Source organism: Serratia sp. TSA_7 (assembly GCF_052692135.1).
The window spans coordinates 168,438-191,556 of the sequence record NZ_JBQZFU010000005.1 but is presented as its reverse complement, the minus strand read 5'-3'; the positions used below and the strand labels follow the sequence as shown (position 1 = coordinate 191,556).

The 23,119-nt window shown below is 52.6% G+C and carries 22 protein-coding genes and 1 tRNA gene; 16 read left to right on the top strand and 7 right to left on the bottom strand.

Annotated elements, in window-relative coordinates:
- Positions 1-12: 12 nt before the first annotated feature.
- From ACUTQW_RS17490 to xylR, 3 genes are all read left to right on the top strand, one after another.
- Positions 13-1,554: a xylose ABC transporter ATP-binding protein gene (locus ACUTQW_RS17490; RefSeq protein ID WP_004950722.1), complete on the top strand. Its 1,542-nt coding sequence runs from the start codon at positions 13-15 to the stop codon at positions 1,552-1,554.
- Positions 1,532-2,716 (top strand): xylose ABC transporter permease XylH, encoded by a 1,185-nt coding sequence (gene xylH, locus ACUTQW_RS17485; RefSeq protein ID WP_006322934.1) that lies wholly within the window; start codon positions 1,532-1,534, stop codon positions 2,714-2,716. The genes ACUTQW_RS17490 and xylH overlap by 23 nt, the downstream gene beginning before the upstream one ends.
- Positions 2,717-2,812: 96 nt before the next feature.
- Entirely contained in the window at positions 2,813-3,991 is a 1,179-nt protein-coding gene (gene xylR, locus ACUTQW_RS17480; RefSeq protein WP_004950728.1) for a D-xylose utilization transcriptional activator XylR, read from the top strand.
- Positions 3,992-4,044: 53 nt separating this feature from the next.
- Here the strand turns inward: xylR and ACUTQW_RS17475 are convergent, their stop codons facing one another.
- Positions 4,045-4,899 carry a LysR family transcriptional regulator gene (locus tag ACUTQW_RS17475; protein ID WP_006322935.1) on the bottom strand — a complete coding sequence of 285 codons (855 nt, stop codon included), beginning with the start codon at positions 4,897-4,899 and terminating at the stop codon, positions 4,045-4,047.
- Between the two features lie 126 nt (positions 4,900-5,025).
- On the opposite strand from ACUTQW_RS17475, the gene ACUTQW_RS17470 reads away from it, so the two are divergent.
- From ACUTQW_RS17470 to ACUTQW_RS17450, 5 genes are all read left to right on the top strand, one after another.
- Positions 5,026-6,225 carry a cyanate transporter gene (locus ACUTQW_RS17470; RefSeq protein WP_006322937.1) on the top strand — a complete coding sequence of 400 codons (1,200 nt, stop codon included), beginning with the start codon at positions 5,026-5,028 and terminating at the stop codon, positions 6,223-6,225.
- 76 nt (positions 6,226-6,301) lie between these two features.
- Positions 6,302-7,648 carry an esterase-like activity of phytase family protein gene (locus tag ACUTQW_RS17465; RefSeq protein WP_006322939.1) on the top strand — a complete coding sequence of 449 codons (1,347 nt, stop codon included), beginning with the start codon at positions 6,302-6,304 and terminating at the stop codon, positions 7,646-7,648.
- Positions 7,649-7,750: 102 nt separating this feature from the next.
- Positions 7,751-7,845: transfer RNA gene (locus ACUTQW_RS17460), tRNA-Sec, on the top strand.
- Positions 7,846-8,007: 162 nt separating this feature from the next.
- Positions 8,008-9,192 (top strand): tyrosine-type recombinase/integrase, encoded by a 1,185-nt coding sequence (locus ACUTQW_RS17455; protein ID WP_445654923.1) that lies wholly within the window; start codon positions 8,008-8,010, stop codon positions 9,190-9,192.
- Complete coding sequence (locus ACUTQW_RS17450) at positions 9,185-10,543, top strand: hypothetical protein (protein ID WP_445654922.1); 1,359 nt, start codon at positions 9,185-9,187, stop codon at positions 10,541-10,543. Before ACUTQW_RS17455 ends, ACUTQW_RS17450 begins: the two co-directional genes overlap by 8 nt.
- A gap of 280 nt (positions 10,544-10,823) precedes the next feature.
- Here ACUTQW_RS17450 and ACUTQW_RS17445 read toward each other — a convergent pair whose 3' ends face one another.
- Together ACUTQW_RS17445 and ACUTQW_RS17440 are read right to left on the bottom strand one after the other, a co-directional pair.
- Entirely contained in the window at positions 10,824-11,078 is a 255-nt protein-coding gene (locus tag ACUTQW_RS17445; protein WP_198639994.1) for an ogr/Delta-like zinc finger family protein, read from the bottom strand.
- Positions 11,075-11,800 (bottom strand): NAD-dependent aldehyde dehydrogenase, encoded by a 726-nt coding sequence (locus tag ACUTQW_RS17440; RefSeq protein ID WP_261435447.1) that lies wholly within the window; start codon positions 11,798-11,800, stop codon positions 11,075-11,077. Before ACUTQW_RS17440 ends, ACUTQW_RS17445 begins: the two co-directional genes overlap by 4 nt.
- A 545-nt stretch (positions 11,801-12,345) precedes the next feature.
- On the opposite strand from ACUTQW_RS17440, the gene ACUTQW_RS17435 reads away from it, so the two are divergent.
- The 6 genes from ACUTQW_RS17435 to ACUTQW_RS17410 are packed head-to-tail and all read left to right on the top strand — an operon-like array spanning position 12,346 to position 16,340.
- On the top strand, positions 12,346-12,606 hold the full coding sequence (locus ACUTQW_RS17435) for a helix-turn-helix transcriptional regulator (protein WP_261435448.1): 261 nt from the start codon (positions 12,346-12,348) through the stop codon (positions 12,604-12,606).
- Positions 12,603-12,848, top strand: coding sequence for a hypothetical protein (locus ACUTQW_RS17430; RefSeq protein ID WP_261435450.1), 246 nt, complete (start codon positions 12,603-12,605; stop codon positions 12,846-12,848). Before ACUTQW_RS17435 ends, ACUTQW_RS17430 begins: the two co-directional genes overlap by 4 nt.
- Positions 12,849-12,853: 5 nt before the next feature.
- On the top strand, positions 12,854-13,399 hold the full coding sequence (locus ACUTQW_RS17425) for a host cell division inhibitor Icd-like protein (protein ID WP_261435452.1): 546 nt from the start codon (positions 12,854-12,856) through the stop codon (positions 13,397-13,399).
- Positions 13,396-13,659, top strand: a complete 264-nt coding sequence (locus tag ACUTQW_RS17420) for a hypothetical protein (RefSeq protein WP_037432034.1) — start codon at positions 13,396-13,398, stop codon at positions 13,657-13,659. The genes ACUTQW_RS17425 and ACUTQW_RS17420 overlap by 4 nt, the downstream gene beginning before the upstream one ends.
- On the top strand, positions 13,656-13,994 hold the full coding sequence (locus ACUTQW_RS17415) for a DUF5375 domain-containing protein (protein WP_261435455.1): 339 nt from the start codon (positions 13,656-13,658) through the stop codon (positions 13,992-13,994). Before ACUTQW_RS17420 ends, ACUTQW_RS17415 begins: the two co-directional genes overlap by 4 nt.
- A 12-nt stretch (positions 13,995-14,006) precedes the next feature.
- Positions 14,007-16,340: a primase-helicase zinc-binding domain-containing protein gene (locus ACUTQW_RS17410; RefSeq protein ID WP_445654921.1), complete on the top strand. Its 2,334-nt coding sequence runs from the start codon at positions 14,007-14,009 to the stop codon at positions 16,338-16,340.
- Between the two features lie 445 nt (positions 16,341-16,785).
- Here the strand turns inward: ACUTQW_RS17410 and ACUTQW_RS17405 are convergent, their stop codons facing one another.
- The 3 genes from ACUTQW_RS17405 to ACUTQW_RS17395 are packed head-to-tail and all read right to left on the bottom strand — an operon-like array spanning position 16,786 to position 18,868.
- A complete protein-coding gene (locus ACUTQW_RS17405) occupies positions 16,786-17,841 on the bottom strand; it encodes a DUF3800 domain-containing protein (RefSeq protein WP_445654920.1) in 1,056 nt (351 codons plus the stop codon).
- 5 nt (positions 17,842-17,846) lie between these two features.
- Positions 17,847-18,416, bottom strand: coding sequence for a hypothetical protein (locus tag ACUTQW_RS17400; RefSeq protein ID WP_261247694.1), 570 nt, complete (start codon positions 18,414-18,416; stop codon positions 17,847-17,849).
- 14 nt (positions 18,417-18,430) lie between these two features.
- Positions 18,431-18,868: a hypothetical protein gene (locus ACUTQW_RS17395; RefSeq protein WP_445654919.1), complete on the bottom strand. Its 438-nt coding sequence runs from the start codon at positions 18,866-18,868 to the stop codon at positions 18,431-18,433.
- A 575-nt stretch (positions 18,869-19,443) separates the two neighbouring features.
- Here ACUTQW_RS17395 and ACUTQW_RS17390 point away from each other — a divergent pair.
- Positions 19,444-20,085, top strand: a complete 642-nt coding sequence (locus ACUTQW_RS17390; RefSeq protein WP_231106886.1) for a hypothetical protein — start codon at positions 19,444-19,446, stop codon at positions 20,083-20,085.
- Between the two features lie 241 nt (positions 20,086-20,326).
- Here the strand turns inward: ACUTQW_RS17390 and ACUTQW_RS17385 are convergent, their stop codons facing one another.
- A complete protein-coding gene (locus ACUTQW_RS17385) occupies positions 20,327-20,650 on the bottom strand; it encodes a hypothetical protein (protein WP_020438270.1) in 324 nt (107 codons plus the stop codon).
- 586 nt (positions 20,651-21,236) lie between these two features.
- Between ACUTQW_RS17385 and ACUTQW_RS17380 the strand changes: the two genes are divergently transcribed.
- A complete protein-coding gene (locus ACUTQW_RS17380) occupies positions 21,237-23,111 on the top strand; it encodes a diguanylate cyclase domain-containing protein (RefSeq protein WP_006322942.1) in 1,875 nt (624 codons plus the stop codon).
- Positions 23,112-23,119 lie beyond the last annotated feature (8 nt).

The following is a 23,119-nucleotide window of genomic DNA, read 5'->3' as shown; positions in this document are numbered from 1 at the left end:
GCGGAGGGAATAATGCCCTGCCTATTGGAAATGAAAAATATCACCATGCAATTCGGCGCAGTCAAGGCCGTGGATAATGTCAGCCTGCAACTGGAGGCCGGCCAGGTATTATCGTTATGCGGTGAAAACGGGTCGGGAAAATCCACGCTGATGAAAGTGCTGTGCGGAATATATCCGCACGGCAGTTATCAGGGCGATATTTATTTTTCCGACGATGTGTTGGCGGCAAAAAATATCCGCGACACCGAGAAAAAAGGCATTGCCATCATTCATCAGGAATTGGCGTTGGTGAAGCAGATGACGGTGCTGGAAAACATGTTTCTCGGCAACGAACAGTGTCGCCGTGGCGTGATGGATTACGACGCCATGTACCTGCGCTGCCGGCGCATGCTGGCGCAGGTCAAGCTGGAGGTGGATCCCAATACCCGCGTCGGCGAGTTGGGGTTGGGGCAGCAGCAACTGGTGGAGATCGCCAAGGCGCTCAACAAGCAGGTACGGCTGCTGGTGCTGGATGAACCGACGGCGTCGTTGACCGAAAGCGAAACTGCCACGTTGTTGGCGATCATTCAGGATCTGCGCGATCACGGCATCGCCTGCATTTACATTTCGCACAAGCTGAACGAGGTGAAAGCGATCTCTGATCTGATCTGCGTGATCCGCGACGGCAAGCCTATCGGCACGCGGCCGGCGGCCGAGATGAGCGAAAAAGACATTATTGCCATGATGGTGGGGCGCGAACTGACCGAGCTGTATCCGCAGCAGGAACATGCGATCGGCGATGTGATTTTGCAGGTGGATAACCTGACCGCCTGGCATCCGGTGAACCGCCACGTCCGCCGGGTGGATGAGGTGTCGTTCAGCCTGCGGCGCGGCGAAATTCTTGGCGTCGCCGGGTTGGTCGGCTCCGGCCGTACCGAGACCATGCAGTGTTTGTTCGGCGTCTATGCCGGCCGCTGGCAGGGCAGCATCCGCATTAACGGCCAGCCGGCCGTGATCGACAATTGCCGACAGGCGATGCGCCACGGCATCGCCATGGTGCCGGAAGATCGCAAGCGCGACGGCATTGTGCCGGTGATGGGCGTCGGGGCGAATATGACGCTGGCGGCGCTGAGCGATTTCAGCGGCGCATTGACGGTGATCGACGACGCGCAGGAACAGGCGACCATTCGCCAGTCGTTGGCGCAACTGAAGGTGAAAACGTCGTCGCCCGAGCTGGCGATCGCCAGGCTGAGCGGCGGCAACCAGCAGAAGGCGATTTTGGCCAAATGCCTGCTGCTGAAGCCGAAAATCCTCATTCTTGATGAGCCGACACGCGGTATCGATATCGGTGCAAAACAGGAAATCTATAAATTAATCAATCAGCTGGTACAGCAGGGTATCGCGGTGATCGTGGTGTCTTCGGAACTGCCGGAAGTGCTGGGCCTCAGTGACCGTGTGTTGGTTATGCATCAGGGGCGTATCAAGGCGTCGCTGGAGAACCGGGGTTTGACCCAGGAACAGGTGATGGAAGCCGCATTAAGGAGTGAAACAGATGTCGAAAAGCACGCAGTCTGACGCGATAGCGCAGGAAATCGCCGAGAAAAAGCCCCTCCTGAAGCTGAAATCCATCAATTTTCAGGTGCTGGTGATGCTGGCGGCGATCGCCGTCATTATGCTGTTCTTTACCTTTACCACCGAGGGCGCCTATCTCAGCGCGCGCAATGTCTCCAACCTGCTGCGCCAGACGGCGATTACCGGCATTTTGGCGGTGGGCATGGTGTTCGTGATTATTTCGGCGGAGATCGACTTGTCGGTCGGTTCGATGATGGGGCTACTGGGCGGGGCGGCGGCGATTTTTGACGTCTGGCTCGGCTGGCCGCTGCCGCTGACCATTGGGGTTACGCTGCTGGCCGGCTTGCTGCTGGGCGCCTGGAACGGCTGGTGGGTGGCGTACCGCAAGGTGCCGTCGTTTATCGTCACGCTGGCGGGTATGCTGGCCTTTCGCGGCATTCTGATCGGCATCACCAACGGCACCACGGTCGCGCCGACCAGCGGCGCCATGTCGCAGATCGGCCAAAGCTATCTGCCGAGCGGTGTGGGTTTTGGCATCGGCGCCGTCGGGTTGATGCTGTTCGTCGCCTGGCAATGGCGGCGACGCAGCCGACGCGCGCAGCTCGGGCTGCCGGTGGCCGCCGCGACCGGCGATGTGACCCGGCAAAGCCTTCTGGCGGTGGTGGTGCTGGGGGCCATTTATCTGCTCAATGATTACCGCGGCGTACCTACGCCGGTACTGATCCTCACCGCGCTGATGCTGGCGGGGATATTTATGGCTACCCGCACCGCTTTTGGCCGCCGGATTTATGCCATTGGCGGCAATATCGACGCCGCGCGCCTGTCGGGGGTCAACGTCGAACGCACCAAGCTGGCGGTGTTCGCCATCAATGGCCTGATGGTGGCGATTGCCGGGTTGATCCTCAGTTCGCGGCTGGGCGCCGGCTCGCCGTCGGCGGGCAATATCGCCGAGCTGGATGCCATCGCCGCCTGCGTGATTGGCGGCACCAGCCTGGCCGGCGGCATCGGCAGCGTAGCCGGCGCGGTGATGGGGGCGTTTATCATGGCGTCGCTGGATAACGGCATGAGCATGCTGGACGTGCCGACCTTCTGGCAGTACATCGTCAAGGGCGCGATCCTGCTGCTGGCGGTGTGGATGGACTCCGCCACCAAGCGCCGGGCATAAGAATCGCGCTTGAGCTCACAGTTATGAGGTAATGCTTTCTGCTCTCGAAGATAGCTATGCTATCCCAGAGAGCAGTTTATTTCTCGGGGATGCCACATGTTCGCGAAGCGCTTTCGCATTACGTTACTGTTCAACGCCAATAAAGTGTATGACCGCCAGGTGGTCGAGGGCGTCGGCGAGTATTTACAGGCTTCACAGTGTGACTGGGACATCTTTATCGAAGAGGATTTTCGCTGCCGTATCGACAACATCAAGGACTGGCTGGGCGATGGGGTGATCGCCGATTACGACGATCGCGAGATTGAGCGGTTGCTGCATAACGTCAATGTGCCGATCGTCGGCGTTGGCGGCTCCTATCACCGTGAAGAGGATTACCCGCCGGTGCACTATATCGCCACCGATAATCAGGCGCTGGTGGAGGCGGCGTTTATGCACCTGAAGGAGAAGGGGGTCAATCGCTTTGCCTTTTACGGCCTGCCGGCGGAAGGCGGCAAACGCTGGGCGCAGGAGCGCGAACAGGCTTTCCGCCAACGGGTGGCGGCGGAGCAATATCAGGGCGTGGTGTATCAGGGCATGGCCACCGCGCCGGAGAACTGGCAGTACGCGCAGAACCGGTTGGCGGACTGGGTGCAGACCCTGCCGCAACAGACCGGCATCATCGCCGTGACCGACGCGCGGGCCCGCCATTTGCTGCAGGTGTGCGAGCACCTGGATATCGCGGTGCCGGAGAAACTCTGCGTGATCGGCATCGATAACGAAGAGCTGACGCGCTACCTGTCGCGGGTGGCGCTGTCGTCGGTGGCGCAGGGCACTCGCCAGATGGGTTATCGCGCCGCCAAGCTGCTGCATCAGTTGCTGGACCGCCGCGAACTGCCGCTGCAACGCATCCTGGTGCCGCCGGTGAAGGTGATTGAACGCCGCTCCACCGATTTCCGCTCGCTGCGCGATCCGGCGGTGATTCAGGCCATGCATTACATCCGTCATCACGCCTGCAAGGGCATCAAGGTCGAGCAGGTGCTGGACGCGGTCGGCATGTCGCGCTCCAACCTGGAAAAACGCTTTCGGGACGAGACCGGCGCAACCATCCACCATATGATCCATCAGGAAAAGCTGGAGCGCGCCCGTAATCTGCTGACGGCGACCTCGCTGACCATCAACGAGATCTCCCAGATGTGCGGCTACCCGTCGTTGCAATACTTCTATTCGGTGTTCAAAAAAGGCTATGACGCGACGCCCAAAGAGTACCGCGAACGCCACGGTGAAACCGGCTATTAAGAGGTGTAGCCATAATGGCTACAAATGTAGTTAATCAGGCTACATCGCTCTTCTCACACCAACCCGCAGAACGCCCTTAGCCGCTCGGCCAGCGCCGGGGTGGCGGCGGGTGCGCTGTCGCGGTAGTAAAGCGCCAGCTCGAAGCTGCCGACCGGCGGTAACCCTTCGGCGATGCCCAGTACCCGGTGGCTCGGTAACCGGCAGCCGGCCGGCAACAGGGTGACGCCCAACCCGGCGGCGGAGGCGGCGGTGAGCGCCGCCAGGCTGGCGCTGCTGTAGCCGATGCGCCAGCGTTTGCCGAGGTTATCCAACGCCTGACACAGCTCCTCGCGGTACAGGCCATTGAGCGGGAACACCGCCAACGGCACCGGGGATTGCTCGATCGCCGGGAAGGCCAGGCTGTCGAGCCACAGCAGCGGTTCCGGCCTGGCGGCGCGCGGCGGCTGGCTGCGGCGCTGTTTGACCAGGATCAGATCCAGCTCTTCACGGGCGTAGGCGCTGTGCAGATCGGCGCTCAGACCGCTGGCGACGTCGAGGCGCAGGTGCGGGTGCGCACGGCTGAATTCCGCCAGCAGCTCGGTGGTCGGCGCCGCGAAATCCTCCGGCATCCCCAGCCGCAATACCCCGTCGCGCCAGATGCCGGTCAGCGCGTCGTGTGCTTCTTCATTCAGCGCGATAATCCGCCGCGCGTAGCTCAATAGCTTGACGCCCTCTTCGGTCAGCAACACCTGATGGGATGAACGTTCAAACAGCGGCTTGCCGAGCATCTCCTCCAGCCGCCTTACCTGCTGGCTGACGGTCGATTGCGACAGGAACACCCGATCCGCGGCGCGGGTGAAGCTGCCGCTGTCGCAAACCGCGACAAAGCTGAGCAATAACTGCGGATTGAACATCGGGTAACGATTCATTTTCCCACTGCCGGCTATTTCATTATTTAATTTCCCAATACTAGCGGCGATGCCTACAGTAACGCAACGCTGTGGCGCACAGGCTGTGACGCTGCACTCTTCATCCCGCAAGATCAGGATTATGCCGTGTTGAATCATTCCGTTTCCCCCGCCACCCCGCGCCGCGGGTTTAACCCGCTGCTGTGGGCGCTGGTGCTGATTGGCCTGAATATGCGGCCCTTGTTGACCTCGATCGGCCCGCTGTTGCCGACGCTGCGGCAGGCCACCGGGCTGAGCTTTGGCGGCGCTGCGCTGCTGACCACCCTGCCGGTGCTGATGATGGGGCTGATGGCGCTGGCGGGCGGGGCGATCAACCGCCTGTTCAGCGAACGGACCAGCGTGGTGCTGAGCCTGCTGGCGATCGGCCTCGGTGCCGCCTGGCGCGAACTGGCGCCGGGCAGCGCGCAACTGATGCTGAGTGCGGTGCTGGGCGGCCTGGGGATTGGGGTGATCCAGGCGGTGATGCCCGGGATTATCAAGCATCACTTTCTCAGACAGATGGCGTTGGTGGCCGGGCTGTGGTCGGCGGCGCTGATGGGTGGCGGCGGACTGGGAGCGGCGATAACGCCGTGGCTGATGAGCGCCGGGCATGACTGGCACAGCGCGTTGGCCTGGTGGGCTGCACCGGCGCTGGTGGCGTTGCTCGCCTGGTGGCCGGTCAGCCGTGGGTTGGCTCGCCTTGTGCCATCCGGCGCTTCCGCCGGCCCGAATCTGCTGTTCAGCCGCCGCGCCTGGCTGTTGGGCGCTTATTTTGGTTTGATCAACGGCGGTTATACCAGCCTGATCGCCTGGCTGCCGCCGTATTACATGCAGCTTGGCTGGCAGCCGCAGGCCAGCGGAACGCTGCTGGCGCTGATGACCTTCGGCCAGGTGATTGGCGCGCTGTTGCTGCCGGCGGTGGCGCGGGCGCAGGATCGCCGGCCGCTGTTATGGTTGGCGCTGGCGATGCAACTGATCGGTTTTATCGGCCTGATTTACCTGCCGCAGACGCTGCCGTGGCTGTGGGTAGTGATCGCCGGCCTGGGGTTGGGCGGCGCCTTCCCGCTGTGCCTGGTGCTGGCGCTCGATCATATCCCGCACCCGGCGGCGGCGGGGCGGTTAGTGGCGTTTATGCAGGGCATCGGTTTTCTGCTGGCGGGGGTGACGCCGTATCTTTCCGGCCTGCTGCGCGACTACAGCGGCGGCTTTACGCTGGACTGGCAAATCCATGCGCTGCTGGTGGTGGCGTTAATCGCCATCACCTGGCGTTTTCATCCGCGCAGCTACCGGCAGGCATTCCGCGAATAATATTTCTGTCATTGCGGCTCCCTATAGTGACGTTGCTTTTACCTCGGGGCGATAACAACAATTAGGGAACCATGACATGCACATCACCAAAACCCGTTTGGCGCTGTTGGCCGGCTGTATGGCATTAAGCAGCAACCTGTGGGCCGACGCGCAGCCGGCGCAGGCGATCCTGGCCGGGCATGCGCTGCTGCCGGTTAAATCCAGCATCTCCGCGCCACAGGATGCGCCGTCCGATTTACGGCAAAGCGGCAAATACACCAGCGGCAAACGTGTCACCGAATTGGGCAGCGTGGCGGGTAAATCTGCCGATCGCATGACCGGCATCGGCCTGCCGATCAACGGCCAGCCGTTGCAGGGCCATTCCGGCATCAAACATATGCCCGACGGCACCTACTGGGTGCTGACCGACAACGGCTTTGGCAGCAAGGCCAACTCGCCGGACGCCATGCTGTATCTTAATCACTACAAAATCGACTTCAGCACCGGCGCGGTCACGCCGCTGAAGACGGTATTCCTGCACGATCCGGACCAGAAGGTGCCCTTCCATATCATCAATGAAAGTACCGAGAAACGTTACCTGACCGGCAGTGATTTCGACCCGGAAAGCTTCCAGTTCGCCGACAATGCCTTGTGGATAGGCGACGAGTTCGGCCCTTACCTGATCAAGGCCGATCTGGACGGCAAGGTGCTGGCGGTATTCGACACCAAGGTGGACGGCAAGGTGGTGAAATCGCCGGACAACCCGACGCTGACCCTGCCGGGCGCACCGGACGGCAAACAGAACTTCCAGGTGGCGCGTTCCAAGGGCTTTGAAGGCATGGCGGCGTCGCCGGACGGCAGCAAACTCTACCCGCTGCTGGAGGGCGCGCTGTGGGACGGCGAGAAGTTTGAAAACGTCGACGGCAAACGCTACCTGCGGGTGCTGGAGTTTGACGTGAAACAGCAGGCATGGACCGGCCGCAGCTGGCAATACGTACTGGAAGATAACCAGAACGCCATTGGCGATTTCAATATGATCGACGCCACGCACGGCCTGGTGATTGAGCGCGACAACGGCGAAGGCACGCCGGACAAAGCCTGCGCTGCGGGTGCGCCGACCGACAACTGCTTCAGCCAGGTGGCGAAGTTCAAACGGGTGTATAAAATCGCCTTCTCGGACGCCAATGCCGGCAAACCGGTGGAAAAGCTGGCGTATATCGATCTGCTGAACATTCAGGACCCGAACAAGCTGGCGCGCAAACCGCTGAACGACGGGGTGCTGACCTTCCCGTTCTTCACTATCGAGAATGTTGATGTGGTAGACGGCAGCCATATTATCGTCGGCAACGACAATAACTTCCCGTTCTCTTCCAGCCGCCAGCCGAACGTGGCGGACGACAACGAATTTATTCTGCTGGACGTGAAAGATCTGCTGAAGCCTTAACCCCGCCGGCCTCCGGTATCGCTGCCGGGGGCCAACGCTATTTCCCTCTTAGCGCTAAGGATAAACTGCGCTATAATCAGCCTCTTGCTTCCGACTCCCGAAGGAAGATCCTCGTCCCCGGTGGGGCGGCCGGACTTCAAATCCGGTTGGGGCCGCCAGCGGTCCTGGGCAGGTTCGACTCCTGTGATCTTCCGCCAAAGATTGTCCTGACAGTTCCCGATAAATCCATAAAAACACAATAAATCAAAGAATTGATTGGGTTTCTTGTCCGTATAAGTCCGTGTGCTACTGCCTGAATCCGTGATAAATGTGTATAGTGATGCGTATAGATTTTTTATACACAGAATCCACTTATACACATGCTCCTAACTGACATACAAATTCGACGCTCCAAACCGCAGGAAAAACCCTACACCCTCAACGACGGCCAAGGCCTGTCTCTTCTTATCAATACTGATGGAAGTAAAGGTTGGCGTTTTCGCTATCGCTATGCCGGAAAAGCCAAGCTGATGTCCTTTGGTACCTACCCATTGATAACGCTGGCTGAGGCGCGAGAAAAGCGCGGTGAGGCTCGCAAGCAGGTTGCGAATGGCATTGACCCAGTAGCCGAGAAAAAGGCGCAAAAGCTTGCTCAGAAGCTTTCTGTCGAGAACTCCTTTGAAGCGATTAGCCGTGAATGGCACACGAACAAGGCTGACCGGTGGACTTTGGCTTACAGAGAAGAAATCATGCGCACCTTTGAGCAGGATGTGTTTCCGTATGTTGGTCAACGCCCCATAGCCGAAATTAAGCCGTTAGAGTTGCTAGAAGTGCTGCGGCGCATTGAGAAGCGCGGGGCATTGGAGAAGACCCGTAAGGTACGCCAGCGCTGCGGAGAGGTCTTCCGCTACGCCATTATTACCGGTAGGGCGGAATATAACCCAGCCCCAGATCTCGCCAGCGCATTAGCCGTTCCCAAGCAAAAGCACCATCCGTTCCTTTCGGCTGAAGAGCTGCCTTATTTTGTTATGGACTTGGAAGGGTATACCGGTAGCATCATCACCAAGAATGCCGCGAAGATCGTTATGTTGACCGGCGTGCGCACGCAAGAAATGCGCTTTGCTACGTGGGAAGAGATCGATTTTGAGCGTGCCATCTGGGAGATCCCCGCCGAACGTATGAAAATGCGCCGCCCGCACATTGTGCCGCTCTCTACTCAGGTGGTTGAACTGTTTAAACAGCTACAACCGATCACAGGTCACTATCCTTACATTTTCATTGGACGAAACAACCGCAGAAAGCCTATAAGTAAGGAAAGTGTGAATCAGGTAATAGAGCTGCTGGGATATAAAGGGCGAGCCACCGGTCACGGTTTCAGGCATACGATGTCTACTATCCTGCATGAACAGGGGTTTGATTCCGCATGGATTGAGATGCAACTTGCGCATGTTGATAAGAATGGTATTAGGGGTACTTATAATCATGCGCAGTATCTTGAGAAACGCAGAGATATGCTAAATTGGTACTGTTGTTTTATTTTATCTGGAGTTTCGAAAAATGAGTGATTTTGATATAAAGGAAAAGTTAAACTATTTCTTAGAAATACTTGAAAGCATCGAGGATGCACTTCCGTCCCTTAAAAAGAATCTTTATAATGACTACTCTGAAAAGAAAGCAGGATATCACTCATTTATAGAAAATCATGCTAAGGAAATAGAATACCATGAGGATGGAAAAATAAAGGGCTATATTATTCACAGAAGTAAATCGAGTGAGCTAAAAAAAATAAAGAAAGATCTAAGTAAGGCAATTAAGTTATCTTTTGTAATACCACATAACTTCCTGGTTGCTATTGTTAGTGAGTATGATGCGTATCTTGGTGATTTAATAAAAGAAATTTATAAAAACAAACCTGGAATAATAAACAACTTGGAAAAAGAGTTCTCATTCAAAGAGGTTATTGATTTTGGATGTGTGGATAAGATCAAAGAATATGTTATAGAAAAAGATATTGAAGGCATTCTTAGGAAGAGTCACTTAGAGCAACTAAATATAATTGAGAAAAAGTTCTCTCTAACCATAACAAAAGATTTGAATATATTACCCGAGTTTATTGAGATAACTGAGCGAAGAAACCTATTTGTCCACTGCAAAGGTAAGGTGTCATCGCAGTATATAAAGGTATGTTCTGATAATGGTGTGAATTTGGCCGGAATAGAGGTCGGAGCTATTCTTTATGCAACTAATAAATATATACTTAGAGCTATACATGTTTTTTCTGAGTTGGTAATTAAACTTACTCATGTGTTATGGAATAAAGTATTTGGTGACGATAAGGATAAAGTCAGTTCTAGCGCATTGGAGATATCCTTTGATCTTCTTGTAAGGGGAAGGTACAACTTGGTTGTAGATATATTGTCACTATTTAACTCAAAGGCATTTAATAATTTTGATGATGTAAGTAAAAGATACCTGATTGTAAATAATGCCATCGCTTATAGAGAGTTAGGTCAGGATGATAAGTGTATTGTCCTTTTGAATAACTATGATTGGAGTGCTGTGAGCTCTATATTTAAAATGGCGGAGCAGATACTAAGAGGCAATTATGGAAAGGCAGCCTTTTTCATGAAGCAATCATGTCAGTCTGGTGAGATAGTAAAAGAATCTTTACATGAATGGCCGATATTTAATAAATTCCGGGATTCGGAAGAGTTTAAAATAGTTTATGAAGATCTCTATGGTAAAGAGGAAACGGTGAATATAGTTTTACAGGATCCCACTGATAAAGAAGGAAAATCGCAACAAGAGGCCGAAGCTGAAGCTGAAGCTGAAGCTGAAGCTGAAGCTGAAGCTGAAGCCGAAGCCGAAGCCGAAGCTGCAGCTGAAACAGAAACAGAAACAGAAACTAAAGGCTAATAGCACTGTTGAAGCTAAGCCAAGTTAGGTAGCGCGCAATACTCCCTCGCCTACGCGCTCTGACTTTATCATGCACATTTCATGCATGACACAGAGGCCCTGCAAGCCCTTGTGGCGCGGGGTTTCGGCTGTTTTGAGAGGCTGGGGATTAATGCAAAATCATGCACCCTATGCATGCACGCTCGATTTAAGGCAGGCTAGCCAGAAAAAAGGCTGTTTTCGAGCTTGTGGAACGGTAAAGCCCCGCAGCAAAATCAGTATTGCAGCGGGGCCAGTTCAATCAATGAAGTGTTTGGTTTCGGCTATAACGGCGGTAACGGTTTAATGTCCTTTGTTCCGGCGGCGGTAAATCATCACTGGTCACCGTTTCCGCTTGAATGGGCTGACATAAAATCTTATCGACGCTTTCCACTGTTTTAAACGTACAGGAACACACGATGTTTTGGCACTGATAATAGGCCTCTTTCGTTTGTTCGGTCACATAACGGCTAGTACGGGTATAAGAGGAATGGGTACACAGCGGGCAACGCATCATGATTTAGCCCATTTCTGCTGCAAGCGCTGGCGTTTTTCCTTCAGTTCCAAGGCAACCTGCATACGTCTGGCAGGGCTGCGTTTCAGCTCTGGCAATACGCCGGTTTCTGCCGGTATCGTCAGACCAATATCTTTGAGTACCGGGTGGTCGATATTTTGCTTTGCTATGGCAACGTGAATACGGCCCTGTAGCGTTCCCAGTAGCTGTTGTTCAATCATTTTCATCGGGTCATTTCCATAGACGCCGTAAGCCTGCTTCGCCAGCGCGCAAGCCTTGATGACATCGGGACTGATAAGCGCTGTGCTCAATGCATCGACTGCCTGACACATAACATGGTTTGCGAAGGCCTTAAGTGCAGTTTCGTGCGAAGCCACCATTTTTGGGGCCGACTCGCCGCAACTGAGGTGAAGCTGCATTTTGTCCAGCTCCATTTCCTCAACCAGACCGTCGAACTCTTTCGCCAGCTCCCGTTTGGAAATCCGGCTGTGGTGTTGCGCTTGTAGCTCTGGGGTCATTTCCCCACGCAGTTTGCGAAACAGGGTGCGCCACTGGCTTTCTGCCTCATGACTTTCCACTTCCGTGTCTTTCTTCTGTTGATGACAGCGGGCGATCCCCGTAATGACGTCTGTCAGTGCCTGATAGTTTTTGTCGTGGGCGGCGCGGGCATCACGCAGGGCTTGCAGCTTGTCGTTGATGTGCTGGGGTAATGCAGTCGTGCTCATGGGGTTATCTCCGGTGTCAGTCAATGTGAGGCTATTCTGCTGACTGCCGTACAACATCGCCATTCATCCCGGTTGGACTGTCCGCAGGACAACAGCCCCAAAATCTGACGAGAAAACAACCAGCGAGATTTTAGTTCTTATAAAAACTATTCACTACTGTTCACTTTAATAAAAAAGGTAGATAAATCAGTAGATAAAGTGGTGACTAGTTTATCTAAAACTATTCACCCAGTGTTCACTACTGTTCACTCGGCTAAAAACAGCCTTTTTTCTGGCTAGCCGGTATTTAATGTTTTTATCTATTTATTCGCTGGATACCAATCGGTCTTACTGGTAAGCGGAGTTGTCATTAATTGTCATAGATTGTCAATATGGGGCAATAAAGGGCAATACACCCATTCGATTGAAAAACAAGCAAAAAAGCTCGGGCACCACACAACATCCCCTTGTTGCCACCCCGCAAAATATTCTCATAATAGGGCGCTACCAGACGAACCCACACAGCGCCGGTGAGATCCCACCGGGTATAAACGAGGTAGCATTCCATGCTTGCAGTTGCCACACAGACCCCTTCCACATTCCCGCCCGTCCCGGTCGATTACACGCCCCGTGAGCGTTTCATCCGCTTGCCGGAAGTGCTGTACACCACCGGGCTGTCGCGCTCTACCGTCTACGAGATGATGACCCGCAAGCAGTTCCCAGCCCAAATATCCCTTGGCGGTAAAACTGTTGCATGGCTCGAATCAGAAGTCGAAAACTGGATGGCTGAACGTATCGCCAACCGCCATCAGGGGGCCGCCGCATGATGCAGTTAACCTTTGGCCGACACAGCTTTACCCTGAACGATACCGACGCGCTGTTTGTGGCTGAAGCCATCTTGTTGCAACGCAAACAACCGGATATTGCCTTACCGGAACACCGCAGTGATAAGCACGGCGTGATCCGCCTGGCCAGCAGCCTGGCCGAACCACGCCTGTTCCGCGCCGGGCCGGTACCGCTGACCAGTGCCGCCGCCGATACCCGTAATGACCAACTTACCGACTGTTGATCACTATGCGATCGATTGAACATCCGGGGGCGTCTTACCGCTTGCCCCCGCGTCCGGCCCTGCGCTATAGTCCTCCCGCTGCCGCACAATCGGCAGCCGGGCGTAGGAACCCGTGTTACTCTAAGGCGACACAACACGCGCCTAGCGTGTTTTTTTTCGTCGCAGCCTTTGTGCGCTCATTTTTTGCACAGTGCTATTTATGCTACTGTGGCTGTCAAACAATGGTGGCTCAGGCGGGGCAGCCTTCGGGCTGGCCGGTATTCTTAGAGGCCGGTATTCCTACCCCCGTCTGGGCTACCACCCATAAGTGTAGGAACTTCGGTGGTAGCAATAACCTTTACTCTAAGAAGGCTGCCACCATGGCTACGATCCTTACCCCGACTCACCCTGAATTCTGTTTCCTGTTTGCGGCTATTCGCCGTACTGCCCTGACGGCAACCCCCTGTATGCTGCGCACCGTGGCGGATTCCGAGCACAGCGCCCGCCGCCTGCTGGCGCGTGACTATATTCTGTCGTTTGCGGGCCGTCTGCCTGTACAGGGGGTGGCATGAATACGCTGGCCGCCCGTTTCCACAGTGAAACCTTCTACCCTATTCCGCATGCTGATTTCCTGCGTCTTCAGCACGCGCATTCTACCGGCGTGCTGTTTCTCGACATGCTGGACACGCTCGAATCGACCGGTCAGCGCCCGGACGCCGCTCAGAAAGCCGCTTTCGCGTCTGTCATAGCGGTACTCACTGACCAGCTCGGACAGGTCGTCAAAACCTGTGATTCCCACATTATCGCCAGCATGGAGGCTTCCGCCGCATGAACACCCCACAGTCTTGTTTACCCGTTGAAGTCCGTACCGCCGTTTACCGCCGCGCATTGGCTCATGCCTATCTCGATACCTGCGCGTTTTACCGGGTGACTCCCGGTTACACGCTGGATGAGTTGCAAATGGCGATCGCGATGGACATTGAAGGCTACTTTGTTCGCCAGCACGGGGCTGAGGTGGGCATGGATATGGCCTGCACTATGCTCAGTGACATGGTGCAGCCGGATATTCTGGTAGCGCCGCCACGCCTGACCACGCTCGGGCAAAAGATGATGGATGAACTGTGCTGTGGCCGGATGGCCGTCACCTGTAACACCACCGTGCACTGAGGGAGCAAAACAATGACCGTATTAAGCGTTTCTCACACCTCACGTGCAGCGACCGGACACTGGCCGGTCTTGCTCCCCGCACTGGGCATTCACATCACTGCAGGGGGCCGGGCGCAGCCCTGCCCGGTCTGCGGCGGCAAAGACCGCTTTCGCTTTGATAACCTGCAAGGGCGCGGGACATGGTTTTGTAACCAGTGTGGCGGTGGCGATGGCCTGAATCTGGTCGAAAAAGCACTGGCCGTGACCGCCAAAGAGGCCGCCGTAAAGGTGGCCGGAGTATTGGGTGAGCCGTCGGGCAGTACGTTGCCCGAATACAATCCCCAACAGGAACAGCAGGACAAAGCACAGGCGCGAAATAACGCAGCACAGCAGGCCAGACAACTGCTCGCCAGCGCCCGGCAGCAGACCGGGAATGCCTACCTGACCGCCAAAGGTTGGCCGGACACTGACGCCCTGACATTACAGGGGTCGTCACTGCGTGTCGGCGGTATTACTTACCAGCCCGGCGACCTGCTGCTCCCCCTGACCGACAGCACCGGGGACGTGGTCAACGTCCAGTTAATTAATGCCGCAGGCGTCAAGCGCACACTGGCCGGGGGGCAAATAAAACACGCCTGCCATTTTCTGCCGGGGCAGGATAATGCCGTTATCTGGCTGACCGAGGGCTACGCTACCGGCCTGACCGTGTATCAACTGACCGGGGAAAGCGTTTGTATCGCGCTCAGCGCCAATAACCTGCCCGAAATGGCGCAGCAGTTGCGCACCCACTACCCTGACGCGCTGTTGCTGCTGGCGGCCGATAATGACGAGAACGGCACCGGGCAGGCCCGTGCCGCCGAGGCCGCGCAACTGAGCGGCGGTAAACCGGCGTTACCGTCAGAAGCAGGCGACTGGAACGATATTTACCAGCAACAGGGCAAGCTGGCCGCGCTTGCGCAGTTGACGGCCTTCAGCCAGCCCAAACAACCCAGCCCGTTTGATACGCTCAGCGATGCCGACCTGAAAGCCCTGAGCGCCAGTGAAAAGGCCGAATTGTTGGCGGAGCACTACCAGCATCTGCTGGCCGTACCACAGGTCGGTGAAGACCTGTGCCGCTATGAAAACGGCGCATGGCAGGTGTTACCGTACCGGGTACTCAGCCGCGAGATTGCCGCCTTGTTCCAGAAAATCCGCGCCCCGTTCTCGGCGGCGGGTATCAACAGTATTCTGGACACGCTCAGGCTGATGGTGCCACAAATGGGCACGCCGGCACGCCACCTGATAGGCTTTCGTAACGGGGTATTTGATACCACCACCGGGCAATTCAGCGCACACCAGAAAACGCACTGGCTGCGTACCGTCAACAGCGTGGACTACACACCGCCCAAGGCCGGGGAAAATCTGGCCGACCACGCCCCGCACTTCTGGCGCTGGCTGACCCGCGCCGCCGGTCAGCAGCCCGACAAGCAGGCGCGCATTCTTGCCGCGCTGTTTATGGTGCTGGCGAACCGTTATGACTGGCAGCTGTTCCTTGAAGTCACCGGCCCCGGCGGCAGCGGCAAAAGCGTGATGGCCGCCATAGCCAGCTTGCTGGCAGGGAAAGACAACACCACGTCGGCCACCATTGATACGCTGGAATCCTCACGGGAACGCGCTTCCGTGGTCGGGTTCTCGTTGATTATCCTGCCTGACCAAGAGAAATGGAGTGGTGACGGTGCGGGCATCAAAGCGATCACCGGCGGCGATGCGGTGGCTATCGATCCGAAATACCGGGACGCCTACTCCACGCACATTCCGGCGGTGATTCTGGCGGTGAATAACAACCCGATGCAGTTCAGTGACCGTAGCGGCGGGGTTTCCCGCCGCCGGGTGATCCTGCCGTTCCCGGAGGTGATACCGGCCAACGAGCGTGATCCGCAGTTGCTGGCAAAAATCACCGGCGAGCTGGCGGTGATCGTGCGCCATCTGATGCAGCGTTTTGCCGTGCCCGATGACGCCCGCGCATTGCTGGAAGCGCAACAGAACTCGGGTGAAGCGCTGGAGATTAAACGCAGTGCCGATCCGCTGGTCGATTTTTGTGGCTACCTGCTGGCAGTCAATGCGCCTGACGGTCTGTATATCGGTAATGCCAACATCACCCCGGCGAACCCACGCAAGTACCTGTATCACGCGTACCTGTCGTTTATGGAGTCACGCGGCCACCAACGGCCCATGAGCCTGAGCGCCTTCGGGCGTGCTGTACCGCAAACCCTGCGTGAGTATGAAATCGCGCTGTTGAAACGCAAGACTAATCAGGGGATGCAAACCAATCTGATATTGAGTGAAGACTGTGAAGCCGACTGGCTCCCCAAGTGTGAGATGCGCTGAGCGAATGGCATCACGATCGTTTCTGCCGATCAATAGGCGGTTATTGATCTGCCGAACCCATTGGACGCTGTTGTGTAGTGGCACTTATAGTTCCCCTGTACAAACCGCATACACCCAACACCGGGGAACCCCGTAGCGGTGACTACTCAGGCCTGCATTGCAGGCCTTTTCTCTGCCTGAAATCTCTCCCTGCCGCTCACCTACTGTACAAACAATCACCGGCTCAGGCCGGTATTTTGCATTTATAGGGCTGAGTGTTCACTGAGAGTGACCAGTTAGGGCAAACTCGTCACCAACTGGTCACTACTTAATTTATTGTTTTTAAACAACTAAATTAAAAAGTGAACACTGTGAACAGTTTTTATATAAATCTTTTTTGTGTGAACTGAGATTCACAACTTCAGCTTCATCTTTTTTGTATAAATATCGACCTTATTTGATAGGGTTAAAATAATTTACGAGGCATGATTTTTGATTTTTCTCTGAGAAGCATAGGACGACAGTTTTTTATAACTAAATTAATCAATTTGGATGTGTATAGTGGGAGATCTAAATTTATTTTTCTATCATCAAAACTTGTTAGCAATATAGGGGATGATGAGTTTTTTTCTTGAACCATCAAATTAGCAAAAAGTAATGCTGCTTTATTATTATTTATAAATCCACCCTTCAACAACCGCCTGACTCCTGATGCAAGAAGATCAGCAATTTGAACTCCATCATGATCTTTTGAGTCTATGAATTTAATATCATCTCTGAATATTTTTTGTATGTTTAATCCTGACTCATTTAATAGTTCTGGCTTCCTTTCTATCAAAAAATCAGGGATATTACCGGGCATATAGAAAAAATCTTTCATCTTCGTATAATTAAACCCATGAAATAGTCCTAAAGGAGATTCTAAAGAGAATGTTTGGAGAAGCGCTGGGGTGAATTTTTCTAACGCATTTTCGAAATCTGTTTTAAAATTTGGATCTTTTTGATCTACTCTCCACTTGAAGGAGCTCAAAGTGTTATGGTTTCTTTGAACAAAATAGTTTACTGCATTTTCTATTATCTTCAGTATGAGTAAAACTTGACATGTTAATTGTACGTATAACTGCGGTGATGTTTTACTTAACTCTTCCGCCAATTTTTTTAAACCTAGCTTACCTTCTTCATACTTCATTCCTGGAATGCCAGAAATGATAGTTTTGACATGATTTTCTTTATGTTTATTAATGAAGTCAATATGGTTAAAAGCTGAGTCTGTCGCTACAGCAAACAGAACTCCTTTTAATTTACCTAATTCGGCAAGAAACGCAAAGTAGTCAGGTTCATCTATTTGATGTAGTTTTATCTCATTGCAACCTGCTTTGACTTTTATTTTCAAACGTTGAAGTATATTTCTATAGTTTCGCTTTTCTGTTTCTGGTGTTACATAAGCAACAACCACACTCCATGCGCCCTCATCAGTGGCATGTGTAGTAAACGAACCAGATTCATCAATGGAAATTTCCATATGCATCACCTCTCCATGTGATCTTTTATAAATTTTCCATACGCATTAATGTCGCTTATTTTTGTTTTTATTAATTCAGATTCCTTTTTATTTGATTTATGGAAAGAGTTTCTTTCAAATCCACAGTACCCATATGTTTTTTTTGCTTCAGTAGATAGTTTAGAACACCATGATCTGATATGTTCAATGCTTTCAGATAGTTGTTCTCTGCTTAAGCAATCTTCTGTAAGTTGCCCATGAAATATTTTGTTTCTATATTTTGTTGCTGATGATATCTCTTTTAAAAGAGCATCATAATCATGAGGTAAGATATCTTTAATCGAATTCTTGGCTAGAATATCTATTCCTTTTATGAAACCCTCAAAATACAGCCTTTTGCTTTTTGCTAGTGTTTCTCTTAAATTAGTCGTATCATTTTCATCGAAGTTTTCGTTTTGAAAAATCAAGTATGTGAAAATTCTTCTAATTTGTCTTTCTGCTTTTATTAGACATAATGAAAATGAGTCGACGTATCTAGTTTCGTATTGAGTTCCTAAAATTTCTTCGATAATGTCAAACTCTTCTTTGTAGCTCATTTGAAAATACCTTTTTAGGTCCGAGATAGAAAATCTGTTCGATTTATTATAAATGTATCTTGATAGAATGATGAAAGTGATTTAAAACCTGATTTTATGCAGTATTGTTTTAATATTTTATTTTTTACATCCTCAATAATTAATTTTTCCCAAGGGCTAATGAGGCAGCAATCCCTTAAAAATGACTTAAGCCATCCTTGATTTTGAAGTTGCTCTGGCAAGTTTACTGTTGCGATAACCAAACAATTCCCGTGGAAGCCTTGTGTTCTTCTTCGGATAAGCACATAAATTCCTGACTCTTCTAGTTCGCCGCGCTCGAGACCACTACTCTCATTGGTAGGATCTGTTTGTGCTAATACTACCCAGTGCTTAAGTTGTTCAAGAATGCTGGGGCGAGAATCATGAATCCACTGGAGCCATGTCTGACGATCCCCTGTTGTAGGAAGAGTCACTTTGGATATCCTTAGCAAGTTAGTTAGCGTCAGTTGAAGATAGCAGTTTTCAAAGGGATGATGAACTTGAAACCACCTCCACCTAAGTCATTGTTTTAGATATGTATAGAGATATGTATATTATTAACTGAAGTTATACTTAACTTCTTATATAACATATGGTTATTGTGATTTGTAGACTCCTGTGATCTTCCGCCAAAGCTTGTCCTGACAGCTCCCGCAATTGAAGCGAGCAGCCGTGAATGACACACGAATAAAACCGACCGGTGGACTCTGGCTTACAGGGAGGAAATCATGCGTACTTTTGAACCGGATGTGTTTCCGTCGGTTGGTCAACGTCCATTGCATTTTCTGAAGAAGCTAGTCTCTATGCCTAGCCTCCCAATTGTCTGAATAGCCTTTAGTGGCCATGATCGGGCTCACAACATACCTGTTTACCGCCAATTCCATCAGGTTTACTGATGCTTTTCGAGACGCAGATAAATCATAGAGCATAATTTCCCCTGTGATATTCTTCGTTTGCTGAATGTTGTCCTATCTTACTCATCATGTTAGGGAGCTTTATCGTGAACAAAATGAAAGTATTGGGTGCCGGCTTTGTCCTGCTGGTTTCTGCGTCGGTTCTGGCTGACGACCAGGACATTTCCATTCAGGGAAAGCCACTGCAGGTGGCTACCGTTGACGGGAAAAACCATTCTCTGGCCACCTGTGGCGACTATCTTGCTTTGCGTAAAAATAACCAGCAGATCACTTCTATCAGCGGTTTATCAGATCGCGATTATATGGAAACCCAGGACATGCTGATTCAGTGCAATATTCAGAACTATGCAAAACAGCATCAATATGTGTTGGATACTCAAGCTGGCGTTCCGAGTATTGAGCAAGTGGTCGCACATTTTCCTTCCAGCGCCGCTCTCGTAGTATCGGATGATGAGGTCAAGGTACTAAAAGCCAAGGGCCAGGGTAAAACGCTGCAGCAATGGACACCCACTCTGAAATTGAAGGATGACCGGATGGTGTCGGACAAAGAGCAAGTCGCTTACGCCATCAGCCAATATCAGGTATTCAAGCGCCCACAGGGTAAACCTTTGACTTTCATCACACTAGGCTCTGCTGTGACTGGCGGAACGCTGGGTACGCTGTCGACATATCGTATCGATGACACGAGCGGTAAGATTTGGACCATCACACATGTTACTGAAAACACCTCTTTGTAATAATAATAGTTCCCTAATGAGGGCTATCATTAATGGCTAACGGGCAAGCAACAACGGGTCGCGTGTTGCATTATTTCGGTCATCACTGATCTTCCACCCTGTGATCGCCAATCACTGTTTTCCGCACTTTCTTTAATTCAACGAAAGGTGCTCTGCATTTGGCCCGCATAAAAATTAAGACACCCGCGTTCGGTGTCTTTTGCAGGTTTCGCCATCAAGTCAATAACGCATAGCGGGCAAACTATGACTGATAAACATTGCCTTCATGCATCTGCAACAGGTGGTTGTTCGCCTGCTCGCAAAGTTCTAACAGAGCAGGGAGCACATGCGCGGAAGCTTTGAGCCAGGCGCTGATTTGCACCCCGCTGCTTGCTGAGCTCTGTTCCCCATTCTCCAACGATTCCGCCAGATACAATAAGCCATGACATAACCCTTCTGCGGATTCCTGAGCTACGGCGCTGAGATCGCACAATTGGATATCGCTGAGTTTGCAGAATTGCAGGTCGGCAATAAGGTTGCGGAAGATAGAGATGGAGCTGTCGGTATTTTCAATTGTCGTGTTCATGATGTTTTCCGAGATAGTAGTGATTGCTACCATCACGCGAGGTTCCAATCTCGGGTGGTGGCCCAGACAGGTTTGGAACCCCGGCTCTCAGAAAAACCGGTCAACCTTGCGGTTGCCCTGCCTGAGCCACCAAAGAGAGTGTGCACGTAGGCGCTGAAAAAACACAAGGTTTTTCAGTTCTGAGATAATCGGGGGTTCCAATCCCGGCTACGGATTTTGCCGCAGCAAGAAGACTCTATCCCGGCGATAACGCGCAGGATACAGGCTGGATAGATTTACAGGGATTTGTTGTAGAGATTGGAATCGGGCTCGCAATTTATTATTACCTTACGGACCTTATTATCTCCGACACCTGTACAGGGTGGGGCAATATTATCGGTAGGATAAACACCTTGCCCTGAGCGGTTAACATCTATTCCAGAGCGCTATTCTTCACGAGAATTTTTATTTAAATATTATCATCATGATAAATTTAACCCCCTCAGTGATTCCTGCCGAAATCATTCCAAGTGCAATCATAATTGGTTTTCCAGGGTAATAGAAAAACGTCTAATCTGTATTTAAGTAAACTACTACCGGAGCACATATGTTCGAGCCATGCTTTCCAGAGAATGAAGCCGAACGTCTGTCGGTTCTGAATTCGTTGAACGTATTGGACACGAATTCAGTGGAAAAATTGGACCGCATCACGCGGCTGGCCGCAAAATATTTTGGCGTCAGCATTGCGCTGATTTCTCTGATAGACCGTGATCGTCAGTGGTTTTTGTCGCGTTTTGGCCTGGATGCCAGGGAGACGCCACGCAATATTTCTTTCTGCGGGCATGCCATTTTGCAGCGAGAGACCCTGGTTGTGCCCGATACCGCCACCGACCCGCGTTTTTTCGATAACCCCCTGGTCACCGGCGGCCCAAAGATTGGGTTCTACGCCGGGCAGCCCTTGCTCTCGCTGGATGGTCTGCCGCTGGGGACACTATGCATTATTGACAGTCGCCCCCAACCCTTTTCCCATGACAGGGCGCACGACTTACGGGATTTTGCCGCGGTAATCGAAGAACATCTGCATAGTGTTGAGCGGAATATTTATACCGAAAGCCTGAAATCTAATCTGCAGCGCAGCGAAGCCATGTTTGAACAGACATTTTCTCAGGCGGCGGTGGGCATGGCCCTGGTCTCGCTGGAAGGGTATTGGTTGCGCGTCAACCCACGCATTTGCGAAATGCTGCAGTATTCTGAACGGGAATTGCTGGAGCGCACGTTCCAGGACATCACCCATCCGGACGATCTGCATATCGACCTTGGCCTGCTGAAACAGTTGCTAGCCAACGAGATAGAAACCTATTCGATGGAAAAGCGTTATTACCGCGCAGATGGCTCAATTATTTGGGTCCAACTCACTGTTGCCCTTAACCGTTTGCCAAACGGTAATCCCCACCATTTTATTTCTGTAATCGTAGATATCAGTGAACGTAAAGCGGCTGAGGCCGATTTGTTCGCGTTGCAGCATGAGCTGGAAGAGCGGGTCGAACTGCGTACCCACGAGCTCAGCGTGGTCGTTAATAAACTCAATCTCGAAATTGACAGCAGAGTCCTTACCGAACATCAACTTAGCGCAGAGAAAGAACGTCTGCGCGCCATTACCGACAATATGCCGGCCCTGATCAGCCAGATTGACAACGAGGAACGTTATCTTTTCGCCAACAGCGCTTATAAGACCTGGTTTGGCCTGGATGAAGCGCGCCTCAAGGAAATGACGGTACGAGAGTTGATAGGAGAGGCTGCTTATGCGACGGCCAAACCTGTGATCGAAAGAGCATTATGCGGGGAAACCCTAAGCTTTGAGAATGAAATCCAGACGCGGCAAGGGTTATTGATGGTCCATACCACATTAGTGCCCTGTGAAACGCAGGGTTTCTATATTTTGTCTATGGACATCACCGAGCTTAAACGCTTGCAGCAGCGGCTGGAATACGATGTCACCCATGACATGTTGACAGGGTTAACCAACCGACGCGCTTTCCTGCGCCGGCTGGCCGGCACATTGCAGCTCTGTTGTCCCCAGCAGCAGATGGCGCTGTTGTTCATTGACCTTGATGGTTTCAAAACCATCAACGACACCTTCGGCCATGATTTTGGCGATCTGATCCTGAAGACTTTCGCCAAACTGCTCAGTGCCTGTGCCGGCACCAACAACAGTGCGTCGCGGTTAGCCGGGGATGAGTTTACGGTAATCCTGTGGCCGCTCATGCATCCGGAGCGGCAAGTCAGTGAGTTTTGCGAGAAGCTACTCACGGAGCTGGCGGCGATAACGCAAATTGGCAATCAGAAGGTGACCCTGTCCGCCAGCATCGGCGCCGCGATATCTTCAGACGGCAATATCAGCGCTGAAGCGTTACTGACCAAAGCCGATGACGCCATGTACCAGGCGAAGTCCGCAGGCAAAAAGACCTACACGATCCGCTAGTTGAATCG

Coding starts and splice junctions, on each gene's coding strand:
- ACUTQW_RS17490 (WP_004950722.1), top strand. CDS start 13: ATGCCCTGCCTATTGGAAATGAAAAATATCACCATGCAATTCGGCGCA.
- xylH (WP_006322934.1), top strand. CDS start 1,532: ATGTCGAAAAGCACGCAGTCTGACGCGATAGCGCAGGAAATCGCCGAG.
- xylR (WP_004950728.1), top strand. CDS start 2,813: ATGTTCGCGAAGCGCTTTCGCATTACGTTACTGTTCAACGCCAATAAA.
- ACUTQW_RS17475 (WP_006322935.1), bottom strand. CDS start 4,899: ATGAATCGTTACCCGATGTTCAATCCGCAGTTATTGCTCAGCTTTGTC.
- ACUTQW_RS17465 (WP_006322939.1), top strand. CDS start 6,302: ATGCACATCACCAAAACCCGTTTGGCGCTGTTGGCCGGCTGTATGGCA.
- ACUTQW_RS17455 (WP_445654923.1), top strand. CDS start 8,008: ATGCTCCTAACTGACATACAAATTCGACGCTCCAAACCGCAGGAAAAA.
- ACUTQW_RS17450 (WP_445654922.1), top strand. CDS start 9,185: ATGAGTGATTTTGATATAAAGGAAAAGTTAAACTATTTCTTAGAAATA.
- ACUTQW_RS17445 (WP_198639994.1), bottom strand. CDS start 11,078: ATGATGCGTTGCCCGCTGTGTACCCATTCCTCTTATACCCGTACTAGC.
- ACUTQW_RS17440 (WP_261435447.1), bottom strand. CDS start 11,800: ATGAGCACGACTGCATTACCCCAGCACATCAACGACAAGCTGCAAGCC.
- ACUTQW_RS17435 (WP_261435448.1), top strand. CDS start 12,346: ATGCTTGCAGTTGCCACACAGACCCCTTCCACATTCCCGCCCGTCCCG.
- ACUTQW_RS17430 (WP_261435450.1), top strand. CDS start 12,603: ATGATGCAGTTAACCTTTGGCCGACACAGCTTTACCCTGAACGATACC.
- ACUTQW_RS17425 (WP_261435452.1), top strand. CDS start 12,854: ATGCGATCGATTGAACATCCGGGGGCGTCTTACCGCTTGCCCCCGCGT.
- ACUTQW_RS17420 (WP_037432034.1), top strand. CDS start 13,396: ATGAATACGCTGGCCGCCCGTTTCCACAGTGAAACCTTCTACCCTATT.
- ACUTQW_RS17415 (WP_261435455.1), top strand. CDS start 13,656: ATGAACACCCCACAGTCTTGTTTACCCGTTGAAGTCCGTACCGCCGTT.
- ACUTQW_RS17410 (WP_445654921.1), top strand. CDS start 14,007: ATGACCGTATTAAGCGTTTCTCACACCTCACGTGCAGCGACCGGACAC.
- ACUTQW_RS17405 (WP_445654920.1), bottom strand. CDS start 17,841: ATGGAAATTTCCATTGATGAATCTGGTTCGTTTACTACACATGCCACT.
- ACUTQW_RS17400 (WP_261247694.1), bottom strand. CDS start 18,416: ATGAGCTACAAAGAAGAGTTTGACATTATCGAAGAAATTTTAGGAACT.
- ACUTQW_RS17390 (WP_231106886.1), top strand. CDS start 19,444: ATGAAAGTATTGGGTGCCGGCTTTGTCCTGCTGGTTTCTGCGTCGGTT.
- ACUTQW_RS17385 (WP_020438270.1), bottom strand. CDS start 20,650: ATGAACACGACAATTGAAAATACCGACAGCTCCATCTCTATCTTCCGC.
- ACUTQW_RS17380 (WP_006322942.1), top strand. CDS start 21,237: ATGTTCGAGCCATGCTTTCCAGAGAATGAAGCCGAACGTCTGTCGGTT.